The sequence below is a fragment of the Labrenzia sp. THAF191a genome, assembly GCF_009363335.1.
Classification (GTDB): domain Bacteria; phylum Pseudomonadota; class Alphaproteobacteria; order Rhizobiales; family Stappiaceae; genus Roseibium; species Roseibium algicola.
The window spans coordinates 5,465,732-5,485,786 of record NZ_CP045333.1 but is presented as its reverse complement, the minus strand read 5'-3'; the positions used below and the strand labels follow the sequence as shown (position 1 = coordinate 5,485,786).

The 20,055-nt window shown below is 58.6% G+C and carries 19 protein-coding genes; 10 read left to right on the top strand and 9 right to left on the bottom strand.

The genetic code is table 11. From position 1 onward, the window contains the following. Positions 1–2 precede the first annotated feature (2 nt). The 6 genes from FIV05_RS25215 to FIV05_RS25190 all read right to left on the bottom strand — a co-directional run bounded on the left by FIV05_RS25215 (position 3) and on the right by FIV05_RS25190 (position 6,099). Positions 3–308, bottom strand: a complete 306-nt coding sequence (locus FIV05_RS25215; protein WP_152511405.1) for a DUF3088 domain-containing protein — start codon at positions 306–308, stop codon at positions 3–5. Between the two features lie 237 nt (positions 309–545). Further along, positions 546–1,328: a polysaccharide deacetylase family protein gene (locus tag FIV05_RS25210; protein ID WP_152511404.1), complete on the bottom strand. Its 783-nt coding sequence runs from the start codon at positions 1,326–1,328 to the stop codon at positions 546–548. Beyond that, on the bottom strand, positions 1,325–2,479 hold the full coding sequence (locus FIV05_RS25205; RefSeq protein WP_152511403.1) for a glycosyltransferase: 1,155 nt from the start codon (positions 2,477–2,479) through the stop codon (positions 1,325–1,327). Before FIV05_RS25205 ends, FIV05_RS25210 begins: the two co-directional genes overlap by 4 nt. Beyond that, positions 2,476–3,603 (bottom strand): glycosyltransferase family 4 protein, encoded by a 1,128-nt coding sequence (locus FIV05_RS25200; RefSeq protein ID WP_152511402.1) that lies wholly within the window; start codon positions 3,601–3,603, stop codon positions 2,476–2,478. Before FIV05_RS25200 ends, FIV05_RS25205 begins: the two co-directional genes overlap by 4 nt. 19 nt (positions 3,604–3,622) lie before the next feature. Continuing rightward, entirely contained in the window at positions 3,623–4,843 is a 1,221-nt protein-coding gene (locus FIV05_RS25195; protein ID WP_152511401.1) for a glycosyltransferase family 4 protein, read from the bottom strand. Between the two features lie 41 nt (positions 4,844–4,884). Then, positions 4,885–6,099 carry a glycosyltransferase gene (locus FIV05_RS25190; RefSeq protein WP_152511400.1) on the bottom strand — a complete coding sequence of 405 codons (1,215 nt, stop codon included), beginning with the start codon at positions 6,097–6,099 and terminating at the stop codon, positions 4,885–4,887. Between the two features lie 231 nt (positions 6,100–6,330). Here FIV05_RS25190 and FIV05_RS25185 point away from each other — a divergent pair, with 231 nt between their 5' ends. The 8 genes from FIV05_RS25185 (at position 6,331) to FIV05_RS25150 (ending at position 16,275) form a co-directional block, all read left to right on the top strand. After that, positions 6,331–8,913 carry an ABC transporter transmembrane domain-containing protein gene (locus FIV05_RS25185; protein ID WP_152511399.1) on the top strand — a complete coding sequence of 861 codons (2,583 nt, stop codon included), beginning with the start codon at positions 6,331–6,333 and terminating at the stop codon, positions 8,911–8,913. 99 nt (positions 8,914–9,012) lie between these two features. Continuing rightward, positions 9,013–9,471, top strand: a complete 459-nt coding sequence (locus FIV05_RS25180) for a Crp/Fnr family transcriptional regulator (protein WP_006931293.1) — start codon at positions 9,013–9,015, stop codon at positions 9,469–9,471. Between the two features lie 10 nt (positions 9,472–9,481). Further along, entirely contained in the window at positions 9,482–10,306 is an 825-nt protein-coding gene (locus FIV05_RS25175) for an MBL fold metallo-hydrolase (RefSeq protein ID WP_077290368.1), read from the top strand. 496 nt (positions 10,307–10,802) lie between these two features. After that, a complete protein-coding gene (locus tag FIV05_RS25170) occupies positions 10,803–11,954 on the top strand; it encodes a helix-turn-helix transcriptional regulator (RefSeq protein WP_152511398.1) in 1,152 nt (383 codons plus the stop codon). A gap of 99 nt (positions 11,955–12,053) precedes the next feature. Then, positions 12,054–13,409: an adenylate/guanylate cyclase domain-containing protein gene (locus tag FIV05_RS25165; RefSeq protein ID WP_152511397.1), complete on the top strand. Its 1,356-nt coding sequence runs from the start codon at positions 12,054–12,056 to the stop codon at positions 13,407–13,409. Positions 13,410–13,565: 156 nt separating this feature from the next. Beyond that, positions 13,566–14,333 (top strand): SDR family NAD(P)-dependent oxidoreductase, encoded by a 768-nt coding sequence (locus FIV05_RS25160; protein ID WP_152511396.1) that lies wholly within the window; start codon positions 13,566–13,568, stop codon positions 14,331–14,333. 201 nt (positions 14,334–14,534) lie between these two features. Beyond that, positions 14,535–15,041, top strand: coding sequence for a hypothetical protein (locus FIV05_RS25155; protein ID WP_152511395.1), 507 nt, complete (start codon positions 14,535–14,537; stop codon positions 15,039–15,041). Continuing rightward, on the top strand, positions 15,034–16,275 hold the full coding sequence (locus tag FIV05_RS25150; RefSeq protein WP_075282026.1) for an HlyD family secretion protein: 1,242 nt from the start codon (positions 15,034–15,036) through the stop codon (positions 16,273–16,275). Before FIV05_RS25155 ends, FIV05_RS25150 begins: the two co-directional genes overlap by 8 nt. A gap of 55 nt (positions 16,276–16,330) precedes the next feature. Here the strand turns inward: FIV05_RS25150 and FIV05_RS25145 are convergent, their stop codons facing one another. Next, positions 16,331–16,720 (bottom strand): VOC family protein, encoded by a 390-nt coding sequence (locus FIV05_RS25145; protein ID WP_152511394.1) that lies wholly within the window; start codon positions 16,718–16,720, stop codon positions 16,331–16,333. Positions 16,721–16,820: 100 nt separating this feature from the next. On the opposite strand from FIV05_RS25145, the gene soxR reads away from it, so the two are divergent. Next, the gene (soxR, locus tag FIV05_RS25140; RefSeq protein WP_152512072.1) at positions 16,821–17,285 is read left to right on the top strand and encodes a redox-sensitive transcriptional activator SoxR; all 465 of its coding nucleotides are present in this window, start codon (positions 16,821–16,823) and stop codon (positions 17,283–17,285) included. A gap of 59 nt (positions 17,286–17,344) precedes the next feature. On the opposite strand, the gene FIV05_RS25135 is transcribed toward soxR, so the two are convergent. Beyond that, the gene (locus tag FIV05_RS25135) at positions 17,345–17,602 is read right to left on the bottom strand and encodes a YjhX family toxin (RefSeq protein ID WP_022997776.1); all 258 of its coding nucleotides are present in this window, start codon (positions 17,600–17,602) and stop codon (positions 17,345–17,347) included. An 835-nt stretch (positions 17,603–18,437) separates the two neighbouring features. Here FIV05_RS25135 and FIV05_RS25130 point away from each other — a divergent pair. Then, positions 18,438–18,740 carry a hypothetical protein gene (locus tag FIV05_RS25130; RefSeq protein ID WP_022997774.1) on the top strand — a complete coding sequence of 101 codons (303 nt, stop codon included), beginning with the start codon at positions 18,438–18,440 and terminating at the stop codon, positions 18,738–18,740. A 19-nt stretch (positions 18,741–18,759) separates the two neighbouring features. Here FIV05_RS25130 and FIV05_RS25125 read toward each other — a convergent pair whose 3' ends face one another. Further along, the gene (locus tag FIV05_RS25125) at positions 18,760–19,002 is read right to left on the bottom strand and encodes a DUF6455 family protein (protein ID WP_152512071.1); all 243 of its coding nucleotides are present in this window, start codon (positions 19,000–19,002) and stop codon (positions 18,760–18,762) included. Positions 19,003–20,055: the final 1,053 nt, after the last annotated feature.

Genomic DNA, 20,055 nt, shown 5'->3' with positions numbered 1-20,055 from the left:
TGTCAGGGATGGGGATGCGGAAAGCCGTGGCGTTCGGTGAGGGCGGTAAGGATAGCGTCCTTGTCATTGATGAAGCCGCCTTCGGCGAGCACCAGCACAGGCAGGGACTGATTGTCTTCCCCCAGAAGTTCGGCCACTTCCCTGCGCGGTTTCGGCCAGGCAATGCGGCGAACGTCAAGCCGGTCCGCAAGCTCCGGAAACGAGGCAAGCACGCCTTCCATGAGCGCACAATGCCAGCAATAGAAGGTCTTGCCGGGATAGGCGGGGTCTTCGAAGCCCGGCGCGAGAATATAGAGCGTGTCTTTCATGCCTTGGGCCTTTGCGTCGACTCACCGGATTTGGATCTGGCGCAGCTATGCGGCAGACCAGCCCAAGCTGCAAGCTCCTGATCCATTCTGGTAAGGAAGACTATCTGGCAGGAGTAGATCACCCTTAAAAGGTGACCCAGCGTGACCGCAGGGAGTAAGTTCCGGGTCTAAGCCTGCCTGGCCGGGGAGACGCATAGTTTGTGCTCGTCTGGCGCCTCTTGCCTCAGACAGATGCTCTCACCCGAACGGCCAGGAACCGTTCTCGCCAAAGAGGTTTTTCACGTCCGGCCATTCCGCACCTTCATGATGAGCCGCGATCTCCAGAAAGATCTCCAGAAACTCGAAGCAGCCATCGTCATGCACCAGATGGTGCGTCAGGAGGCCAACCGGCTCGGAGCCGGTGTTGCGCCGGCGGGTGAGCTGCAGGTCGAAGCGCAGCCGCGCGCTTTCCCAGCCGATGAAGCGCACCTGCTTTTTCCATTTCAGGATGTCGATGTGCGACTGGAGTTGATGCGCCCGCGGAAAGTTATGCCAGGTGAAGGTCGAAAGACCCGACAGGCCGATACCGGGCAGGCGGCGGGAGATTTCAGGGTCGATCCGGTTCCAGGGCGGCACCATGGCCTTCACGAACTTGTCGCCAAAGAGTTCCCACAGGCGGTCATGACCTGCCTTGAGCTCGGCCATCAGGTCGTCAGGATCCCGCCGGGAACCAAGCTCGGCTGCTTTTTCGCCGAGGTCCTTTCGCTGGAAATTCTTGTGCTGCCAGCCGTGTTGCAGAACCAGCGCATGTGGTTGATCGACGAACCGTTCCGCAAGGGCTTTCGTCGCCATCTTCGGGATGACCGCGAACGCCACATCGACGTCATGATTGTTGGCAAGCGACAACATGCGTTCAAGGGCTGGTGTCGGTTCGATAGCGTCGTCGTCGCGCCACCAGAAGCGGACCTTGCGGCCGCGTTCGGCGAACCAGTCGAGATGATCGGTAAGTTCTTGCCGGAAGCGCTGCGGGTCAGTGGTCATGACATCCGGTCTTTCAGGTCTTGAAGCAGGATACGGGCGCTTTCCTCCGCACCACCCAGGCGGACGGTGTGCTTGCTGCGCGGAAGAGCCAGCGCATCGTCAATGGCAGCGGCAAGCCGCTCTGGTGTGAGGTCTGCTTCCGGCGTAACGATCGCCCGTCCATGGCCGGCGAGCGCTTCCGCGCGTTGTGTCTGTTCGGTCTCGTTGATCTGGGCAAAGGGCACGAAGACAGCCGGAACACCGGCCTGAAGAATATCGAGCACGGTGTTGTAGCCCGCCTGGCTTACGGAAAGGCGCGCCCGTTTCAAAAGGTCCGGAAAGTCGCGCCGGGCGCGCTCTACGATGACCCCGTCCACCGCGCTTTGCCGGTAAATGGCAAAGGCGTCGTCGGAAATGTCGTGACCGATCAGCACTCGCCACGGCGTGTCTTCCGCGCGGCGCGACAGTGGTCTGGCTTCCAGCGCCGCCGACAGCAGGCTTTCGGCAACGGCGCCGCCACCGCAGGAAATGATCACCTCGTCCTCGCCATCCGGTCCTTCCACAGCAGGCCGTGGATCGCCGCCGACATAACCGGTGTAGCGAACCAGGTGGTCGACCTCCTCGGCAAAGGGGAAACTGTCTGCAAGGCGGATGAAGCCCGGATCGGAATGGACCAGGGTCCGGTCGTAGAATTTCAGCGCCTGGTCGGCCATCCAGCGTTCTTTCCAGAGCTGCTTCTTGCGCACCAGAATGTCGCGAATGGAAGTGGCAATCAGTGGGACCTTGCTGCTCGCCTTGGCCGTTTCCAGAAGAGGGGCCAGTTCGAAGTCAAGCTGGCGACGGCCGAAGGGGTAGGTCTCGGTCAGGAGCAGGTCGAAGTCGTCGGCCTCAAGAACTTGAATCGATGCTTTAACGCGAGCGATTTTCCAAGCATCGTCAATATCTTCATTGTCCAAAGTCACAAGGCGCTTGAAGGTCGCATCCGGACTTCTGCAGGCTGGCAGTTCGACGATCTTCAGTGATCCGGTGTCGAGTGTGGGCGGTATGGTGTTGCCGCTGGCAAGTGTCACCTCAACGCCTTCGGTGGCCAGTGCCTTGCCGATGGCAGCGGCCCGCACGACATGGCCTGTCCCGAGCAGATGCTGAACATGTATGAGGGCCTTGAAGCTCATGCGTCTTTCGTCTCCCGGCGGCTCAAGTGGTTCCGCATGGCCTTTTCGGCAAGTGCTTCCAGCCGGGCAGCGCCTGCCGAAAGCGTGTGGAAATGAAGGATGTGGTGGCGGGCTGCCAGGCCAAGCCTGTCCACAAGCGCCGGTTCCCGCATGGCGCGGCTGAGGTTGGCGGCAAGTGCGGATACATCGCCTTCGGGGGACAGCAAACCGGTTTCGCCATCACGGACAATGTCGGGAACACCGAAGGTGTCACCGGCAATCACGCCGACGCCTGCTGCCTGTGCTTCCAGAAACACGAGACCAAATGCTTCCCGGATAGCGGGCCAGACGAAAAGGTCGTGCCGTGCGTATTGGGCTGGAAGGTCGTCACCGGCAAGGGCGCCGAGCCAGGTAATCCGTTCAGGCGGAAACAGCCCAAGAACCTGCTCGCGCATCGGGCCGTCGCCGATGAGCGTCAGATGCCAGGGAAGGTCCCGAAGTTCGCCCAGTGCGGCGGCAAGCACTTCGTAAGAGCGCTGCTTGTCGCCTTCGCGCATCATGCCCACGGAGAGCAGTTTCAAAGGACTTGCCGCAAGCGGCTTGGCAGTGGTCGATGCGGCGAGAAAGGGATCGGCATCCAGAAACGGCAGGAGGACCGACAGGCAACGATGCGGCACGACCGCCGCAAGGCATTCGGCATCAGCGTTGTGGATGGCGGCAACGGCATCGGCGCGCTTCAAGGCTTCATCCGCAGCGGCAAACCCGAAGGCCCAGTCGCCCTGCTGCCGTTTCGGCGCACGGCTGGCTTCAACGATCGCATAGGGAAGGTCGAACCGGTCGGCAAGCGCCGGGCCGATCCAGTCCGGCGCCTTGTGATAGAGATGATAGGTCAGGAAAAGATCCGGCCGATAGCCTGATTGTTGCCAGTCGGCGCTTATCCGGTCTGCCTCTGCCAGCGCCTCATTCCGCACCTCAGACTGAATGCCGTCGCTGCCATCCTTGCACCAGGACCTGAAACGGCTGGCAATCGTCACTTCGTGCCCCAGGCTTTCCAGAGCCTTCACGATCAACCTTCCCATGGTCCGGTCACCGGAAGGGACCGGATGATCCAGGGGTTTCATCGGGGCAGTGAAGGCAATTTTCATGGTTTTCCTGGCGTTCTGCCTAGAGGACTTTGCGGAATTTGTCTGCAAGGCGGTCGAGGCCGGGGTCTGTCGAGAACGTCGTTCTGACCCTCGTGGCCGCGGCAAGGCCGAGACCGTGACGGGTCTCGGGGGCGGTAATAAGGCGCTGCATGGCCTCGGCCAGTTCCTTTGGTGCGCCAGGGGTAACAAGCACACCGGTTTTACCGTCGAGGATCAGTTCGGGTATCGCTGAAACCTTGGTGGACAGGCAGCAGATGCCCATGGACTGGGCTTCCATCAGGACATTGGGCAGGCCGTCGCGGTCACCGGATTTCGCGAGCTTCGATGGCAGGACGAACAGATCAGCCTCGCGGCAGGTGGCGATCACCTCCTCGCGAGGCTGTGCCCCCCGCCAGGTGATTCTGTCCGACACTCCAAGCGCATCCGCCTGTGCTTTCAGGTGCTCGGAAAGGTCTCCGCCGCCGATATGGGTGAAGTGCCAGTTGAGAGCCGCAGGCAGCTTTGCAAGAGCATCCAGAAGGTCGTCATAGCCTTTCTTTTCCACGGCGCGGCCAACGGAAACCAGGCGCACAGGCTCACCGCTGCCATCACGTGTCGAGGCTTTGGTCTTGGGCTCGGGAAAGCCGGAAAAGTCGAGGCCGTGATAAAGCAGCTCGATCTTGTCCGGATCCTCGGCAAGGCCTTTCAGGTGTTCGGCATTGACCGCGGTACAGGTCACGCCCCAGGCCGCATCGTTGATCTTGGTTTTCAGGTCCCAGTCGGGGCTGGTCCAGATGTCCTTGGCATGTGCGGAGAAAGACCATTTGCGGCCGGATAGATGCGCCGCATAACGCGAGGCGGAGCAGGGGGTGTGCAGATAGTGGGTGTAGATCCAGGTCACGTCTTCCGGCAGTTCATGGGCGAAGACGCAACCCTGGGCCCACCGGCGTCGCCGGTCGGCGTTGGGTTGATGCGCGAAATCGGCATCGAACAGAGCCTTGGCAGCCTCGAAGGTCGGCTGTTTCTCCGCCCAGCGTTTGGCGCGGGCAACGCGGGACGGGTCGTCTTTCACGTATTCCGGCAGATACATGACTTCGGCTGAAATCTGCCGGTGCAGATCGTGAATGTACGGGTCGTACGGCTTGCGCAGGGCGACGATCAGGATCTCGATACCTCGCCGCTCCAGACCAAGCATTTCCTGGGCGATAAAGGTTTCGGACAGGCGAGGATAGCCTTTGACCACAACGGCGATACGGGACATCGGTCAGCCCTTGAAAGAATGCGATTTGCGGGTGGCGATGGTCAGAAGTTGACCAGCTTCCGGCTGGCTGCCTGTTGTTCGTCGAAGATTTCTCCAACGCGGTTGGAGATGACATCCAGACCGCCAAGCAGATTGTCGACGCCGGCTGCCGAAGGCGAAGCCATGCCCGGAAGTTCGGACAAGGCCGCAGCCATCAGGTCGGGATCCGGATACTGGTCGATCGGCAACACCTTCAAGAGGCCGCTTTGTTCGGCCCGCTCAGCCCGGATAGCCTGTTCCCGGCGCGGAATGACGCGCGGTACCATCAGGGTTGGCTTGTCGAAGGACAGGATCTCGCAGAATGTATTGTAGCCCCCCATGCCGACAATGGCTGTGGCATTGGCAAGATAGGGTTCGATCTGCGGTGTGAAGCGGATGATCTCGACGTCGCGCAGGTGTTCGGCGCGCTCGCTGAACTGGGTTGCGGCGGCCGCCGGCATGAAGGGGCCAAGCACGATCAGGGCCGGGAAAAGCGGACGCTGCCGGGCTTCGTAGGCGCGCATCACCCAGTCGACCATTTCAACGCCATCACCGCCGCCGCCTGGCGTCACCAGGATATAGGGTTCTTCGTCAAACGGCGCGGGTGCGGGATTCTCGAGCGCCGATTTCGGCAGCTCACGGCGCAGGTAACCGGTATAGCGCAGCTTGTCGCGTACCGATTGCGGCAGGTCGATGCCTTCCAGCGGATCACAGATATCTTCCGGTCCGTAGATCCAGATCTCGTCGTAAAGGTCGCGCAGGGCCGGATAGACGTTCTTGCGGTCCCACTCTTCCTTCAGCACCTTCGGGTCGTCCATGACATCGCGCAGGCCGAGTACGAGCTGGGTGTCGGTATCCTTCAGGGCTTCCAGCGTCCGCAGCACTTCCCCGCGCAGGCCAAGTGGTTCCTTGTCGACGATGAAGATATCCGGATCGAACACCTTGGCGGTGTGTTCGATGATCGATGATCTGATCGCCAGCGTCTGGTCGATGTTGATATGCAGCGACAACGGTGTGTACTCGCCGTTGCGCAGCTTGATCACGCCGGGAATGCGAACGAAATCGACACGGGAACGAAACTCGAAACTGCCGATGATGGGGGAGCCGGACAGGATCAGGACAGACAGCGTATCAAAGTCCCCGACCAGGGACTGCGCAATGGCCCGGCAGCGTCTGAGATGGCCCAACCCGAAGGAATCGTGGCTGTAAATGAGGATCTTCGGCGTCTTGGAACTCATACTGCCCCTAAATTTGTAAAACTGCCCCGAAAGGCTTATGTCTCAATTGATTGGCCCTTGTCACGTGCGGATATTTCTTGACAGGGGACTTTCGACAAGGAACGGTCTGCGGACCTTTTTAAAGCGGTTGTGGCAAATGTTAATCCCGGCTGGCGCAACTAACTCGGATCGCTAATATACCAAATATGATCTGCTTGCACATATTTGATCCTTGTCTGTTTGGATGAGCTTATGGAAAAGAGCCTTTTCGGTTTTATTTGGAAATACAGCGCCAGACAGCAAATCTTCATTCTCATGGTCACCGTACTCACATACCCGGTGGTCTATATCCTTCTCGAACTGCCAAAACTGATTGTCAATGATGCCGTCCAGGGGGACAATTTTCCGCGGACGATCCTTGGCGTCGATTTCGATCAAGTTCCATATCTTCTTCTTCTGTGTTTTGCCTTTCTGTTCCTGGTCGTCGTTTCGAACGGGCTGAAATTCTATCTCAACGTCTACAAGGGGCGTCTCGGCGAACGCATGCTCCGGCGCCTGCGGTTCGAGCTGTTCCAGCGGGTGCTGCGCTTCCGCCTGCCGCATTTCAGGAAGGTCAGTTCAGGCGAAATCATTCCGATGATCACGTCGGAAGTGGAGGATGTCGGCGGTTACATTGGTGAAGCCTTCGCGCTGCCAGCCTACCAGGGCGGCATGCTGATCGTGCAGATCGGCTTCATCTTCATGCAGGACCCGCTTCTGGGTCTTGCGGCCATCAGTTCCTATCCCATCCAGGGCTATGTGATCCCGCTTCTGCAGCGCAAAGTGGTGTTGTTGTCCCGGCAGCGGGTGCGCAACATCCGCGTCATTGCCGACAAGGTTGGCGAGAGCATCACGGGCGTTGCCGAAATCCATGCCAACGACGCGGCGGCCTGGCATTCAGCGGATATCTCCGACCGCCTCTACGAGAACTTCAAGATCCGGTATGACATCTTCAACCGGAAATTCCTGATCAAGTTCCTGAACAACTTCATGAACCAGCTGACGCCGTTCTTCTTCTACCTGATCGGCGGGTACCTGGTCATTCAGGGTAATCTGAGCATCGGTGCCTTGCTGGCGGTCATCGCGGCCTACAAGGATCTGGCTGGCCCCTGGAAAGAGCTGCTTTCCTTCTATCAGATGACTGCGGACGTCAGCGTCAAGTATCAGACCGTTGTCGAAAACTTCGACCCGTCGGATATCTATGACAAGGAGCGCCTGACCTCGGACGATACGGTCGACCTTTCCGGCGACGTCAAGCTCGAGAATGTCAATTTCTCCGGCGGTGCGGCCGGGCAGGAGGTCGTCGACGTTTCGCTGACCGTTCCCGCCGGTAGTGCTTGCGCGATTGTCGGTCCGGACGGATCCGGAAGGTCGGAGGTCCTGCAGCTTGCTGCCGGGCTCGTTGCGGCCGTCTCCGGCAAGGTCTGCATCGGCAGCCACGATCTCGACAAGCTGACGGACGCCACTCTCGGCCGGCAAATCGCTTATGTCGGCGGAGCGGTGCATGTCTGGACGGGAACCATCCGGGACAACCTCTATTACGGTCTGCGCCACCGTCCGCTCGTCCCGCCTCAGCGGGAAGGGGAAAGCCTGAAGAACTACAAGCGGCGGCTTTCCGAAGCCAAGGAAACGCGCAACCCCACGTATGACCTTGCCGCCGATTGGGACGATTTCTCTGCCGCGGGTGTCAGCAACGAGAAAGAACTCGACACAAGGGCGCTGGAACTGCTCGAAACCGTCAAGATCGACAAGGACATCTATCGGCTCGGCCTGCAGTCTCGGTTCGATCCGACCATGGACGATGGCTTTGCCGACAAGATCCTGAACGTGCGCAAGGCACTCGCCGAGCGCATTGCCCACGAACCCGAACTTGGTGGCCTGGTCGAGCTGTGGCATCGCGATCGCTTCAATGCGAGTGCCAGCCTGGCGGACAACCTGTTCTTTGCCGTGCCGGCCGATCCGGAAATCACAATGGACCAGGTGCCGGACCTCGATGAGGTCAAGGCCTTCCTGGCGGAAACGGGCTTTGATCAGAAGCTTCAGCAAATCGGCCTCAAGATTGCCGAAACCATGCTGGAACTGTTCTCCAATGTTTCCGGCGACAGCGGTCTGCTCGGGGCTTACTCTTTCATCACGCTGGATGAGATTCCGGATTTCGAGCGCATTGTCCGTATTGCCAAGTCCGATCAGCCACGCCCGGGCCTGACAGACGCCGATCGGTCACGTCTGACCGGGCTGGCCTTCAAGCTGGTCCCCGCCCGGCATCGTCTGGGTGTCATGACCGACGAATTGAAGCGCGACATCATCAGCGCCCGCCAGACGTTCCTGGAAGAGGTCGTCAAGAACAGCGAAAACTTCGTTGCCTTCGACCCGGATGTCTATCTGCCACCGCTGACCATCGAGGACAACCTTCTGTTCGGGCGTGCGCGCGTCGACCGCCGGGATGCCCGGCGGCGTATCGACGATGTTATCCGCACCATTGTCGAGGAAACCGGTTTACGGCGCCCGATCATCTATGCGGGCTTCGGATATCACGTCGGAGTGTCCGGTTCGCGCTTGTCTGCCGGCCAACGCCGCAAAATCGCTCTGGTCCGCGGTCTTCTGAAAAACGCAAAAATCACCATATTGGACGATATCGCCACCGGTATGACGGACGAGGACAAGACGCTTCGCGAAGGCTTGAGGCAAATCCTGTCCGGCAAAACATTCCTGTTCGGCACGTCCAATGCCGAAATAGCAGCTGAATTCGATCAGCGCTTCATTCTGGATCAAGGACGGCTTTCAGAAAAAGGGTAAGACGGTGGGTGTGACAATAGGTGGGCAACCGGTCTGCGGGGATCGGCCGGGCGATTCGGTTCGGTCGGAGCGAAAAAACAACGGGCGCGGGAGAAGAAGATGACACTTGAAACCGAAGTCGAGGCACTCCGCAAGGTGCCATTGTTCCGCGGGATCGACGAGACCAAGTTGAGGCTTCTGGCCTTCATCAGTGATCGGACCGAGTACCCCTCCGGCGAACGTCTTTGCTCTCAGGGAGAAGAAGGCGATTGCGCCTTCATCATCCTGTCCGGCGATGCGGATGTTCTGGTCGACACGCCTGAGGGCGAAAAAAAGGTAGCGCAGGTTTCGGAAAATTCAATTGTTGGCGAAATCGCTATTCTGTGCGACGTACCAAGAACCGCGACACTGGTCGCAGCGAATGACATGGATGTTCTCACTGTTTCGAAAGACGATTTCTTGAAACTATTGAAAGAATTTCCGGATATCTCGCTGGAGGTGATGCGGACACTGGCGCTGCGGCTTGAACGGACGACCCGGGATCTTGCCGACGCACGTCGAGGGGCTGCCAGCGGTTAGGGAGTAACACGTGGCTGAGGAATTTTCGCTTCGTTGCTGGGGCGTCAGAGGGTCCACCCCGACGCCGGGGTCGAGCACACTCCGCTATGGCGGCGAAACGTCGTGTTTCGAGATCCGGGCCGGTGACGCACTGGTTCTGGTCGATTGCGGTTCCGGCGCCCGAAATCTGGGCATGGAAATCTGCAGGTGCAAGACACGAACCTTCGATTTGCTCTTCACCCACACCCATCTCGACCACATCTGCGGTCTTCCCTTTTTCAAACCTGCCTATGATCCGAGCTTCTCCGTCACTGCCTGGGCCGGACACTTTCAGGACGAAACCAGCCTCGTTGACATCGTCAGCCGGATCATGTCGCCGCCGATCTTCCCGGTAGCTGCCAAGACGTTGAAGGCGGTCGAGTTCAAGTCCTTCAATGCCGGAGACCTGATCCCGCGCACCGATGATCTCGTCATCCGCACCACGCGGCTTAACCACCCCGGCGGAGCTTGTGGTTACCGCTTCGAATTCAAGGGCAAATCGATTTGCATCATCACGGATCACGAACATGGCGATCCGGAAATTGATGCAGCTCTACCTGATTTCGTGCGTAATTCCGACGTCATGATCTATGACGCCATGTTCACTGACGACGAATACGACACCTACAAGGGCTGGGGACACTCCACCTGGCAGAAGGCTGTCGAGCTGGCAAAGGCCGGCAACGTAAAGACCCCCGTTCTCTTCCATCATGATCCGCGCAGGTCCGACGACGAGCTCGATGAAATCGGTCTCGCCGCTCAAAACGCTTATCCCGGAACACTGGTCGCCAGCGAAGGCATGACTCTCAAGCCGTAAACAGCGCCCTGCCAGACAAGTCTCGTTTCAATAATAAAAAAAGGGCGGCTCAAATAGCCGCCCAAAAAATCAATAAGGCTTAAAAATAGATCGATCGCCGGTTGCTGGAATGCGGGAATCCCGAGATTGCCGCCGGAAAACAAACCCTTGCGACTTGAAATGCCGTCACACGTGCCTGCCGGATACGATCAATAGTTTTTTACAGGGTGTAAGAATTACTTGCATGGTCCATTTGGACTATAAATATGTATTTTCCGCAGCTGGGGAAGGGCGGATAGTTGGCCAGTATTTGGAAGTGTGCCGGCCTCTGAACGACCGGCGTGATGAAGAAATGGTCGGAATTTGATCAATGTTAAAGCGCTGCCTCCGGTTTTTGCATATGTATTGAGGTGGAGCTTCGCGAGGCGGAGCGCGCTTATCGGCAGCTGAAGCGTCAATCTGGTCTGCCCGATTTCGTTTACTGGCGTGATGCCGCAAGAACTCCCGGGGGGAAGGGTTGGCTGTCGCAGCAGAAGAATTGATTAGGCTGTCGAACCTCGCTGTATCGGCGGCACTGGATCCTGGGCGGTGGCAGGTTTTTCTCGACACGCTGAGCTGCAGCCTTGGTACGCGCGTATGCACGCAGCTGATCGGCTACGACGACCTGACCAAGGCTACACCGCTCACCTTCTCGTCCGGATACGACCCGTACATTCTGGAACTCTACGACGAGCACTACGCGGACAAGAACCCGTTTGCTGCCAACTTTGCCACCTGCAAGGTGGGAGACGTCGTATCAACCCATCAGCTGTGCCGACCTGAAACGCTGAAAAAGACCCAGTTCTACGCCGACCTTTTGTTGCCGCTTGAAGATATTACCGGTGGCGGTGGGTCGATGTTGGCGCTGGATGGCGATCGCATGTTTCTGCTCGGTGGCAACATGCGCTCGAAAGATCGCGACAAATACGAAGACGACTGGCTTCGCCTGTGCGCGCAACTCGCCCCGGTCATCCGTCAGTCACTGGAAATCAATCGGACCATCTCCGGACTGACCTTCGAGAAATGGGCTGCTGAACAGCATCTCATGGGATCTGGAACGGCGATTTTAGTGATCGATACCGCAATGCGGATCCACTATGCCTGCGCGGAGGCGCAAAAGCTCCTGGCCTCAGGCTCTCTTGTCGGTTGTGGTTTCGACAGGCGTCTGCATTTCCGGTCCGAAGAGGATCAAGGCAGGTTCGCTGGTTTCGTGCAGCTTCAATCCATGGGTGGTTTCGATGTGTTTCGGAACTGGCAGGCAAGGGATGGCAGAGGCAGGAACTGGACCTGTCGCTCAATAGGTTTGCAACTGGGGGATCTGGACAAGACGCCCTTCGGTGTTTTCATGAACAAGGCGGTCTCTGCAGTCCTTCTGGCGGTCAGGCCCGAAGCCGGCAGCGATACGTTCCTGGCTCAAATGCAGAAGAAGCTTGGTCTCAGCCCGGCAGAAGCGGCAACGGTCCTGAAGCTCGCAGACGGCCGGACACCGGCGGAAATAGCCCAGGACCGTGAGATCAGCATTTATACCGTGCGCAACCAGATCAAGGCTGCGCTCTCCAAGACCGGGTCGCGACGTCAAGCCGAACTTGTGCGCAGTGTTGAGCAATTGCGTTTGCAAGGCAACCGGTAAGGGCCTGCTCACGTCCACTCACTTTACCGCGGGGTCGCTTGCGCAATTCGCGGCGCCGGTGGAAAATCCGCGCACGAGCAACGTCTTATCGGCGGCGAGATGACCACCATATCCCAGACACTGCGTTACATCCTGCAAGGCGGACCTCCGGATACCGGCATTCCGGAACGGGTCAGGGCCGAAATCCGTGCCCGAGAAGCGTCCTCCGAGCGCCTGATAGGCTGGGTCCAGCTTGGGCTCGTTCTGTTTTTCTCTCTGCTTTACGCCATTGCACCAAGGGCTGAGGGATCGGCCGGTTTCAACTTCGTGCCGATTGCCCTTGCTGCCTACTTTCTGTTCACCGTCCTTCGGCTTGTGCTGTCGTACAAGTTTGAATTGCCGCGCTGGTATCTATTTGTGTCGATCGGTGTCGACATGGCGCTCCTGGTCGGGCTGATCTTTTCGTTTCACATTCAATACGGCCAGCATCCGACGTTCTATCTGAAGACCCCAACCTTGATGTATGTCTTCCTCTTCATCGGGCTAAGGGCTTTGCGGTTCGATCCTCGTTTCGTATTGACCACAGGCCTTGTGGCGGTCACTGGCTGGCTCGGACTGGTGTTTTATGCGGTGTTCGCAGACATGGACCACATGCGCGTGACCCGTAATTATGTCGACTACCTGACGGGCAACACCATCCTGATTGGCGCAGAACTGGACAAGACCATGGTCATCCTGGCCGTGACGATAATCCTGTCCGTTGCCCTCTACAGGGGACGGTCGATGCTGTTCGAGGCTTCGAAAGACCACGCGGCTGCAATGGACCTGAGCCGCTTCTTCTCGCCGGAAGTTGCGGCCTCTATCACCGGAGCGGACACGGAGTTGCAGGCCGGCGAAGGAAGCTTGCGCGATGCCGCCATTCTTTATGCCGACATCCGTTCCTTTACGCCCACCTCCGCCACTTTGCCTCCGGAAACTGTGCTGGCGGTCCTGGCCGAGTACCAGAACCTGGCTGTTGATGTGATCGTTGAGGAAGGAGGACGGGTAGACAAGTTTCTGGGTGACGGCATCCTGGCAACCTTCGGTGCTGTCTATCCCTCCACGACCTACGCCGCCGATGCGCTTCGGGCTGCAAGACGTCTGGTGGAAACCGTGGAGCGGGAACAGCAGCGTTTTCGGGACGCCGGCTGGCCGGGACAATTGCGCATTGGAACAGCGGCTGCCGCCGGGCCGGTCACGGTCGGTGTGATCGGTTCCAGGGAGCGCCTGGAATTCACGGTGATTGGTGATGCCGTCAACTGCGCTGCCAAGCTGGAAGACGCCAACAAGAGCCAGGGAACGAAGGCGCTAACAGACAAGGCGACATTTGATCTGGCCGTTGCACAGGGGCACGACCTGCCCTTGATCGAAGCAAGGTCGGATGCGGCAGTCCAAGGTATCAAGCGTCCTGTCGACCTGGTGGTTCTGGCCAGATAGGCCGTTGAAGGCCCGCCGAACTGCCTTTTTGGTCAATACTGAAACACTTGACCGAACTGTCAATCTGGGCCAATTTGCCTTCAAAATTGACCTAATCGTCAATTGAGTAGATTAAATTCATTGATTTCAATGAATTGCATCCGTTTGGAGGTTTCTGTGAAACTGGACTCAACACTTTCAGCCATCGTGACAGGCGGTGCATCCGGGCTCGGAGCCGCCACCGCGCGCATGCTTGCGGCCGAAGGCGTCAAGGTGACGCTGTTCGATCGCAATGCCGGTCAGGGAGAAGACGTCGCCGCAGAAATTGGCGGTGTCTTTGCCGATGTCGATGTGACTGACCAGGCGAGCGTCGAGGCCGGTTTCGAAAAGGCGCGCGCAGCTCACGGCCAGGAGCGGATTCTGGTCAATTGCGCGGGTATTGCACCGGTGGCGAAGACGACGTCTCGCGGCGAACCTCACCCGATGGACATGTTCGAGAAGGTGATTTCCGTCAACCTGATCGGGTCTTTCCGGTGCCTGTCGATTGCAGCAACGGGCATGGCCGCACTGGAGCCTGTCACGGCCGACGGTGGACGTGGTGTGATTGTTTCCACGGCTTCGGTTGCTGCCTTCGATGGCCAGATCGGTCAGGTGGCCTATGCAGCCTCCAAGGCAGGGGTTGCAGGAATGACGTTGCCTGTCGCCCGTGACCTTTCCAAGTCCGGCATTCGTGTCATGACGATCGCACCGGGCATCTTCGAGACGCCCATGCTGTTGGGTCTGTCACAGGAGGTCCAGGATTCGCTTGGCCAACAAGTTCCGTTCCCTTCGCGCCTCGGCAAGGCGACCGAATATGCGAAGCTGGTCAAATCCATCTGCGAAAACGACATGCTGAACGGCGAAACCATTCGTCTCGACGGCGCGATCCGCATGGCACCCCGCTAACACCGCTATTTGCGGGGGGGCTGCCAGAGCGGCAAGAAGAACAGATCTATCCGGTTGGTGGCTGAAGGGTTGCGGCCGGATAGGTTGTGTCAAAGTCCTCCAAAGTCACACTTTTTCATACGCATGACCGGAAATCCCTTTTAAGGTTACGCTACTGCTTCCGCCATATCGGGCGGAGCGAGGGCGTAAGGGGGAATTCCGATGGCGGAAAATATGCACGAGCTTGCTCCGCATCATCTGCCGCCTTTCATACCGGCTGCGGACGGTGGTGATTGGCTTTTTACCGTGATGCTGGTCGTGCTGATTTTCGGCGGGATCCTTGTCGGGGTGTTCTATCTGCACCTGCATTCGATCCCCGAACGGCTTGCTCACAAACATGGGCGCATGCAGTTCGAGCTTGTTGCGGTCCTCGGCCTTCTGGCTCTTTTCACACACAACAACATCTTCTGGGTTGCAGCGCTTCTGCTCGCCTTCATTCAGCTTCCCGATTTCTGGACACCGCTGGAATCGATGGCCCATTCCCTGAGTCGTCTGGCCGGAACGGGTGGTGTTTCGTCCGAAACCTTGGTCGAGCATGATCTTGAGCAGGAAGAGCAGGAGCTGGAGACCGGCACGAGTGCGTCGGAGGGAGCGCCTCACGAACCACCGTCAACGCCAACCGGTCTTTCCACTGCATCGACAGCCGAACAGGAGAACAAACATGTTTGAGCTCCTGTTCTGTTCCCTTCTCACCATATTGCCCGACTATCTGATCCGCAGATATGTGCAGGGCAAGCGCATCGGCCGGGAAATAACGCTCTATTCGGTCTGGTTCGAGCTGCGCTACGGCATCGTGCTGTGCCTGATGCTGACCGTGTCCCTGATCACGCTGATTTTCTATTTTCATCCAACGGCAACTACGGCGGTTTCGACATTCCGGACAATTCCGATACTGCCGGAAAGTTCCGGCAGGGTCGTCGAAACCTTCGTGCCGCGTGAGCTTGAGGTGGACATCAAGGCAGGTGACCCGATTTTCAAGCTCGACAGCACGCGCCAGGAAGCGGATGTCGTGACCGCGCAACAGCAATTGGTCGAAATCCAGGGAGAGCTTGCGCTGGCCCAGAGCGAACTGGCTGTTGCCAATGCCCAGACCGAGCAGGCGCAGGCAGCACTGAAGCAGGCGCAGGACGAGCTAGACACGAGGCAGGAGCTTTTCACCCGCAATGCCAATGTCGTGAGTGAACGGGACATCGAAAAGCTGCAGAACGCGGTGGATGCGCGAACCGGCGCACTGCGCGCGGCGCAGTCCAATCAGGAACTCATCCAGACCAAGATCACGGTATATCTGCCCGCGCGCCTGAAAAGCGCGGAGGCCAGATTGCACGAGGCGCAAGTGGAGCTGGAGAAGATGACTGTCTACGCCGGCGTGGACGGCACCATGAGCCAGTTCATCCTGCGTCCAGGTGATATCGTCAATCCGATGATGCGGCCTGCAGGCGTGCTAATTCCCACGGATGCACAGCGAGAGCGAATCGTTGCGGGCTTCGGCCAGATCGAGGCCCAGGTTCTCAAGGAAGGAATGGTGGCGGAAGCATTCTGCGGGGCCGTACCTTTCACCATTATTCCGCTGGTCGTGACAGAAGTGCAGTCGCAGATCGCCTCCGGGCAGATAACAACCTCAGGTCAGCTTTTCGATGCCGCTCAAAGTGTGAAACCGGCAACGATCACCACCTTGCTGGAACCGCTTTACGAAGACGGTCTGGCTGACTTGCCGCCGGGCGCAATTTGTACGGTCAACGCCTACACCAGCAATCATGATCGCCTGTCGTCGGGCGAACCGATTGGAACCGGTGAGTTCATCTTCCTGCACGTGGTCGACACGGTCGGTCTCGTCCATGCGATGATCATTCGGCTTCAGGCGCTGCTGTTCCCGATCCAGACGCTGGTGCTGACGGGGCACTAGAACGTAAACATCCCGGCAGGACGGTGGGCAACCGTCCTGCCGGGGTTCGTCTCATTCACTTCTTGTAGCTTACCACTTCAAACTCGATGCCATCGTCATCATCGAAATAGAACCTGCGGCCCGGCTCGTAGTCGCCGTGATTGTGCGTGTGATAGCCATCGGCCTTGATCACTGCTTCGGTTGCGTCGATGTCGTCGACGACGACCGCGATGTGGTTGAGCCCACCGTGGTGGCTGTAGCTGTCTCCGGCAACCTTGCTGGTTGCACCTGGCGGTGAATAGGCCGCCACGTAGCTGGTTTCGTTGCCGATGTGATACGTCGTGCCGCCGCCAAGGCTTGCACCTTTCCAGCGAACCTTCCAGCCGAACCAGCTTTCCAGACGTTTGGCGGTCGCTTCCGGGTCACTGACCGTGACGTTCACATGTTCCAGGAATGCACTGCTCATCTCGGTGTCCTTTCAGGGTTTGACCTTTTGTGGACACCAGACATAATTCCTCAACCATAGTTGAGGTCAAGAGAGGCGAGGCGATATTTTGACGAAGGTTATGAAAGGCACCGATCTTCTAACCATCGGGGATCTTTCCGAGCGGACGGGACTGTCCGTTTCGGCGATCCGGTTTTACGAAGAAAAGGGACTGGTGCACCCAAGCCGGAACGCTGGCGGCCAGCGGCGATTTTTAAGGGCCGACATCAGGCGCCTGTCCTTTGTGCTGGTCGCACAGGAATTCGGGTTCTCGATTGCGGAGATCGCGGCGCAGCTCCAAAGGTTGCCGGAGGGGCGGGCACCGACCAAGGCGGACTGGACCAGGATCAGCAGAGATTTCAGATCTCACCTCGATCGGAAAATCGAGCGGATGACCGCCTTGCGCAACAAGCTCGATGGCTGCATCGGCTGCGGATGCCTGTCGATGAAGACTTGCCAGCTCTACAACGCAGGAGACGCCGCTGCCAGCAAGGGACGTGGGCCCCGCTTTCTTCTTGGCGATCGTCCGGAATTCGCCAGGGACTGACCCCCGGGCGCCGTTGGGAAAGTTGCCGGGACGCCAATAGGCTGTCCCGGCTCCTGATCTCATCTGTTGTCCAGTTGAGCCCTCACGCGTTTCAGACCCAGCGGCGTGATCCGATAAGGGCCGCTGTTCCTGGAGGCGATCAGCCGTTTGTATTTCAGCTTATGGAAAAGCTGTGGTGAGCAGCCACCCCAGAACCAGCCTTCACGGGTGACGGTTTCATGTTTGATGACACGGCCATCCTCATCCTTTTCCAGAAGGATATAGCCGCCTTGAGCCAGCAGGTGGAGGACCCGCTGCTCGGCTTTGGAAATGTCCATTGATTTGAATTTGCCTGAAAGTATGCACAGAGCTTCAGCCACCGCAGCTAATCGCCTGCAGTGCTGATGTGACTGGCCCCGACTGACGTCAGCCGGGGTCTACCGGGACTGTTGCAATCCGCGCATAAAACCTCTCAGTTGGTGAGAAGGCCCTTAGCACACGCTGCCGAACGCGACAACGCGTCGAGGCTCAATGCAGCGGTGAGGCTGGGTGATTTGCAGAGGCTGTTGCAAATCTGCTGCGATCTGGAAACGCAGGATTTCGATTTCCTGGTTCGGCCGGGCGAAAACGCTTCAGCTGTGTTCAGCCGGCCAGTAGCCGTTGTCCGGGTTGCGGGAAACCGCAATGGCCTCGACATCCCGCGAGCCGCAGGAAGCGCAAGTAAGTGTTTCGCTCAAGGACGAGACTTTCTGGTCTCCGGTGAACCGTGAAAAGTTCATGTAACGGAACCGGCCACAGTGATTGCACAATATGGCAAGGCGTCGGTCGGTCTTGAAGAGCGTGTCGACTGTTGGGTCGTCTGTTTCAATAGATGAGAGTAAAGTCATGGCCTTTAAAACTTATTTTAAGGAATGGGAGCTGCCAGAGGCAATGCATGTCAAATACTTGCATTCACAAAAGTAGCACAGAGTTTTGCTGTACAAAACCGTCTAAATTTAGGTGAGCTGAGGGTCATGTCCCGGCGTCATGCCAGGAAAATGAGACTGTTTCATTCAATTACATGGCTTTACGGCCAACTGCTGAGACGAGACTGCAGCAATTTGCCGCCGGACGAATGTCCTTAAACTTGGAAACCGGCTCGCATTTTGTCCCGCACAAGGCTATGAGGAAGCCATGATGACGCTTTCAGAAACCTGGTACGACCTCTTCGGCCTTGCAGGCCTGCTCAACCCGTTTGCGCTGCTGATCGGCGGATATCTGGGGTGGAAGGCCGACCGGCTGCAAAAGCTCTGGATCGCGGGATTTGCGGCGGCAGCGCTGACGCTCATTCTGGATGTGGCGATTGGCGCGCTGCCTGTGCCGCAGCCTTTTGCGCATGACGCCGGTGCGCTGGCTGTCTTTCCATTCCGCTTTGTCGGCGGTTTGATTGCGTCTGCCGTGACCTATTGGCTCAGCCGCCGCGTGAAGCGCGCCTGAGGCCGGTGCTGCCGCGTTTTCAGCTGTCGATCCAGCTGTTGAACAGGGGAGCGTTGGGGCAGTTCGGCAGGGCTTCATCCGCGCCATCGGGATGGCTTTCAAGCCAGGCACGACAGGCTTCGGTCTCACTGCAGTTGATGCATCGATAGGCGGCAGACCTTAAGGCTGCATCTGTGTGCGCACCGGTCGGGACGTGGTTCATCGCGCCGATTGTGTCCAGCATCCTGCCCATCAGTTCCGCGCGCTCGTTGAGGCGATCCATCCAGTTCAAGCCGTTTCTCCTTCCGACGGGACATGTACAGACATCGTCTGCCAGGGCCTTCTGTCTCTTGATGCCGCTCTGGTTTCCGGCACCGGTTATGAAGGACACAATGCAGCAGAAACACCTGCGTTACCTTGATCAGGGTCAACTCTGGGCAAGCATTGCGAAACCAGCCATACTGCAGGTTCATGATTCTGAACCCCTGCCAGGCCGCCTCCTGCAAATCGGAGCGCCGCAACACCTGGAGACGGTGTGATGGTTGAAACGGTAAGCGCCTCGCCGCTGCCCCAGGCAACCGGCAATGGCACAGTAGCTCAGGGGCTTGAGCCGGGAACGGAACTCAAGGCCAAGGTTGAGGCAAACCTGCCGGGTGGTGTGGTGCGCCTTGCAACAGCCGACGCAAAGCTGGAGCTGCGCGTTCCCGCACCGCTTCCTGAAGGCGGCGAGGTTACGGTTACCGTCAGCGGCTCAAAACAGCAGCCTGCGATCCTGATCACTGTGGGCAAGGAGCAGCCGCAGCAGCAACCTTCGGCGCCGGCGACAGCTTCTCAAGGTCAGGCATCCCAAGCCCAACCCTCCCAGGCTCAAGCTCAAGCATCCCAAGTACAGGCGTCAAAGGGCCAGACCGGCCAGGCTCCTGCGCAATCCGAAGCCGGAGCGCCCCTGCAGCCGCAACCTTCAAGGGCAACCGCCTATCCGCGGCCGTCGCCGGTTCTGGCGCATCTGGTTCAGGTTCTTTCTGTCAATACGGCTCCGGTCCAGACTGCCGGCAACGCACAGACCTTGCCGCAAACACCTCTTCCGGGGGCGTCTCCGCCAACCAGCGCTCCACCGGCGGCCGGCGGCGCGCAGCCTCCGGCTTCAGGAAACGTCGCGACCGCTCAGCCTCTTCCGCCGACGGGAGCATCTGGACAAACAATCGCAGGAGCGACACCTCCGTCAGGGGCTTCTCCGCAGAATTCGGCGCCGACGCAGCCTGCTGTCCCGTCCCAGGGTTCCGCACCTGCGCCAAATGGCCCTTCGGGTGGGCCCGTGCAGCCGCAAGTCGCTACC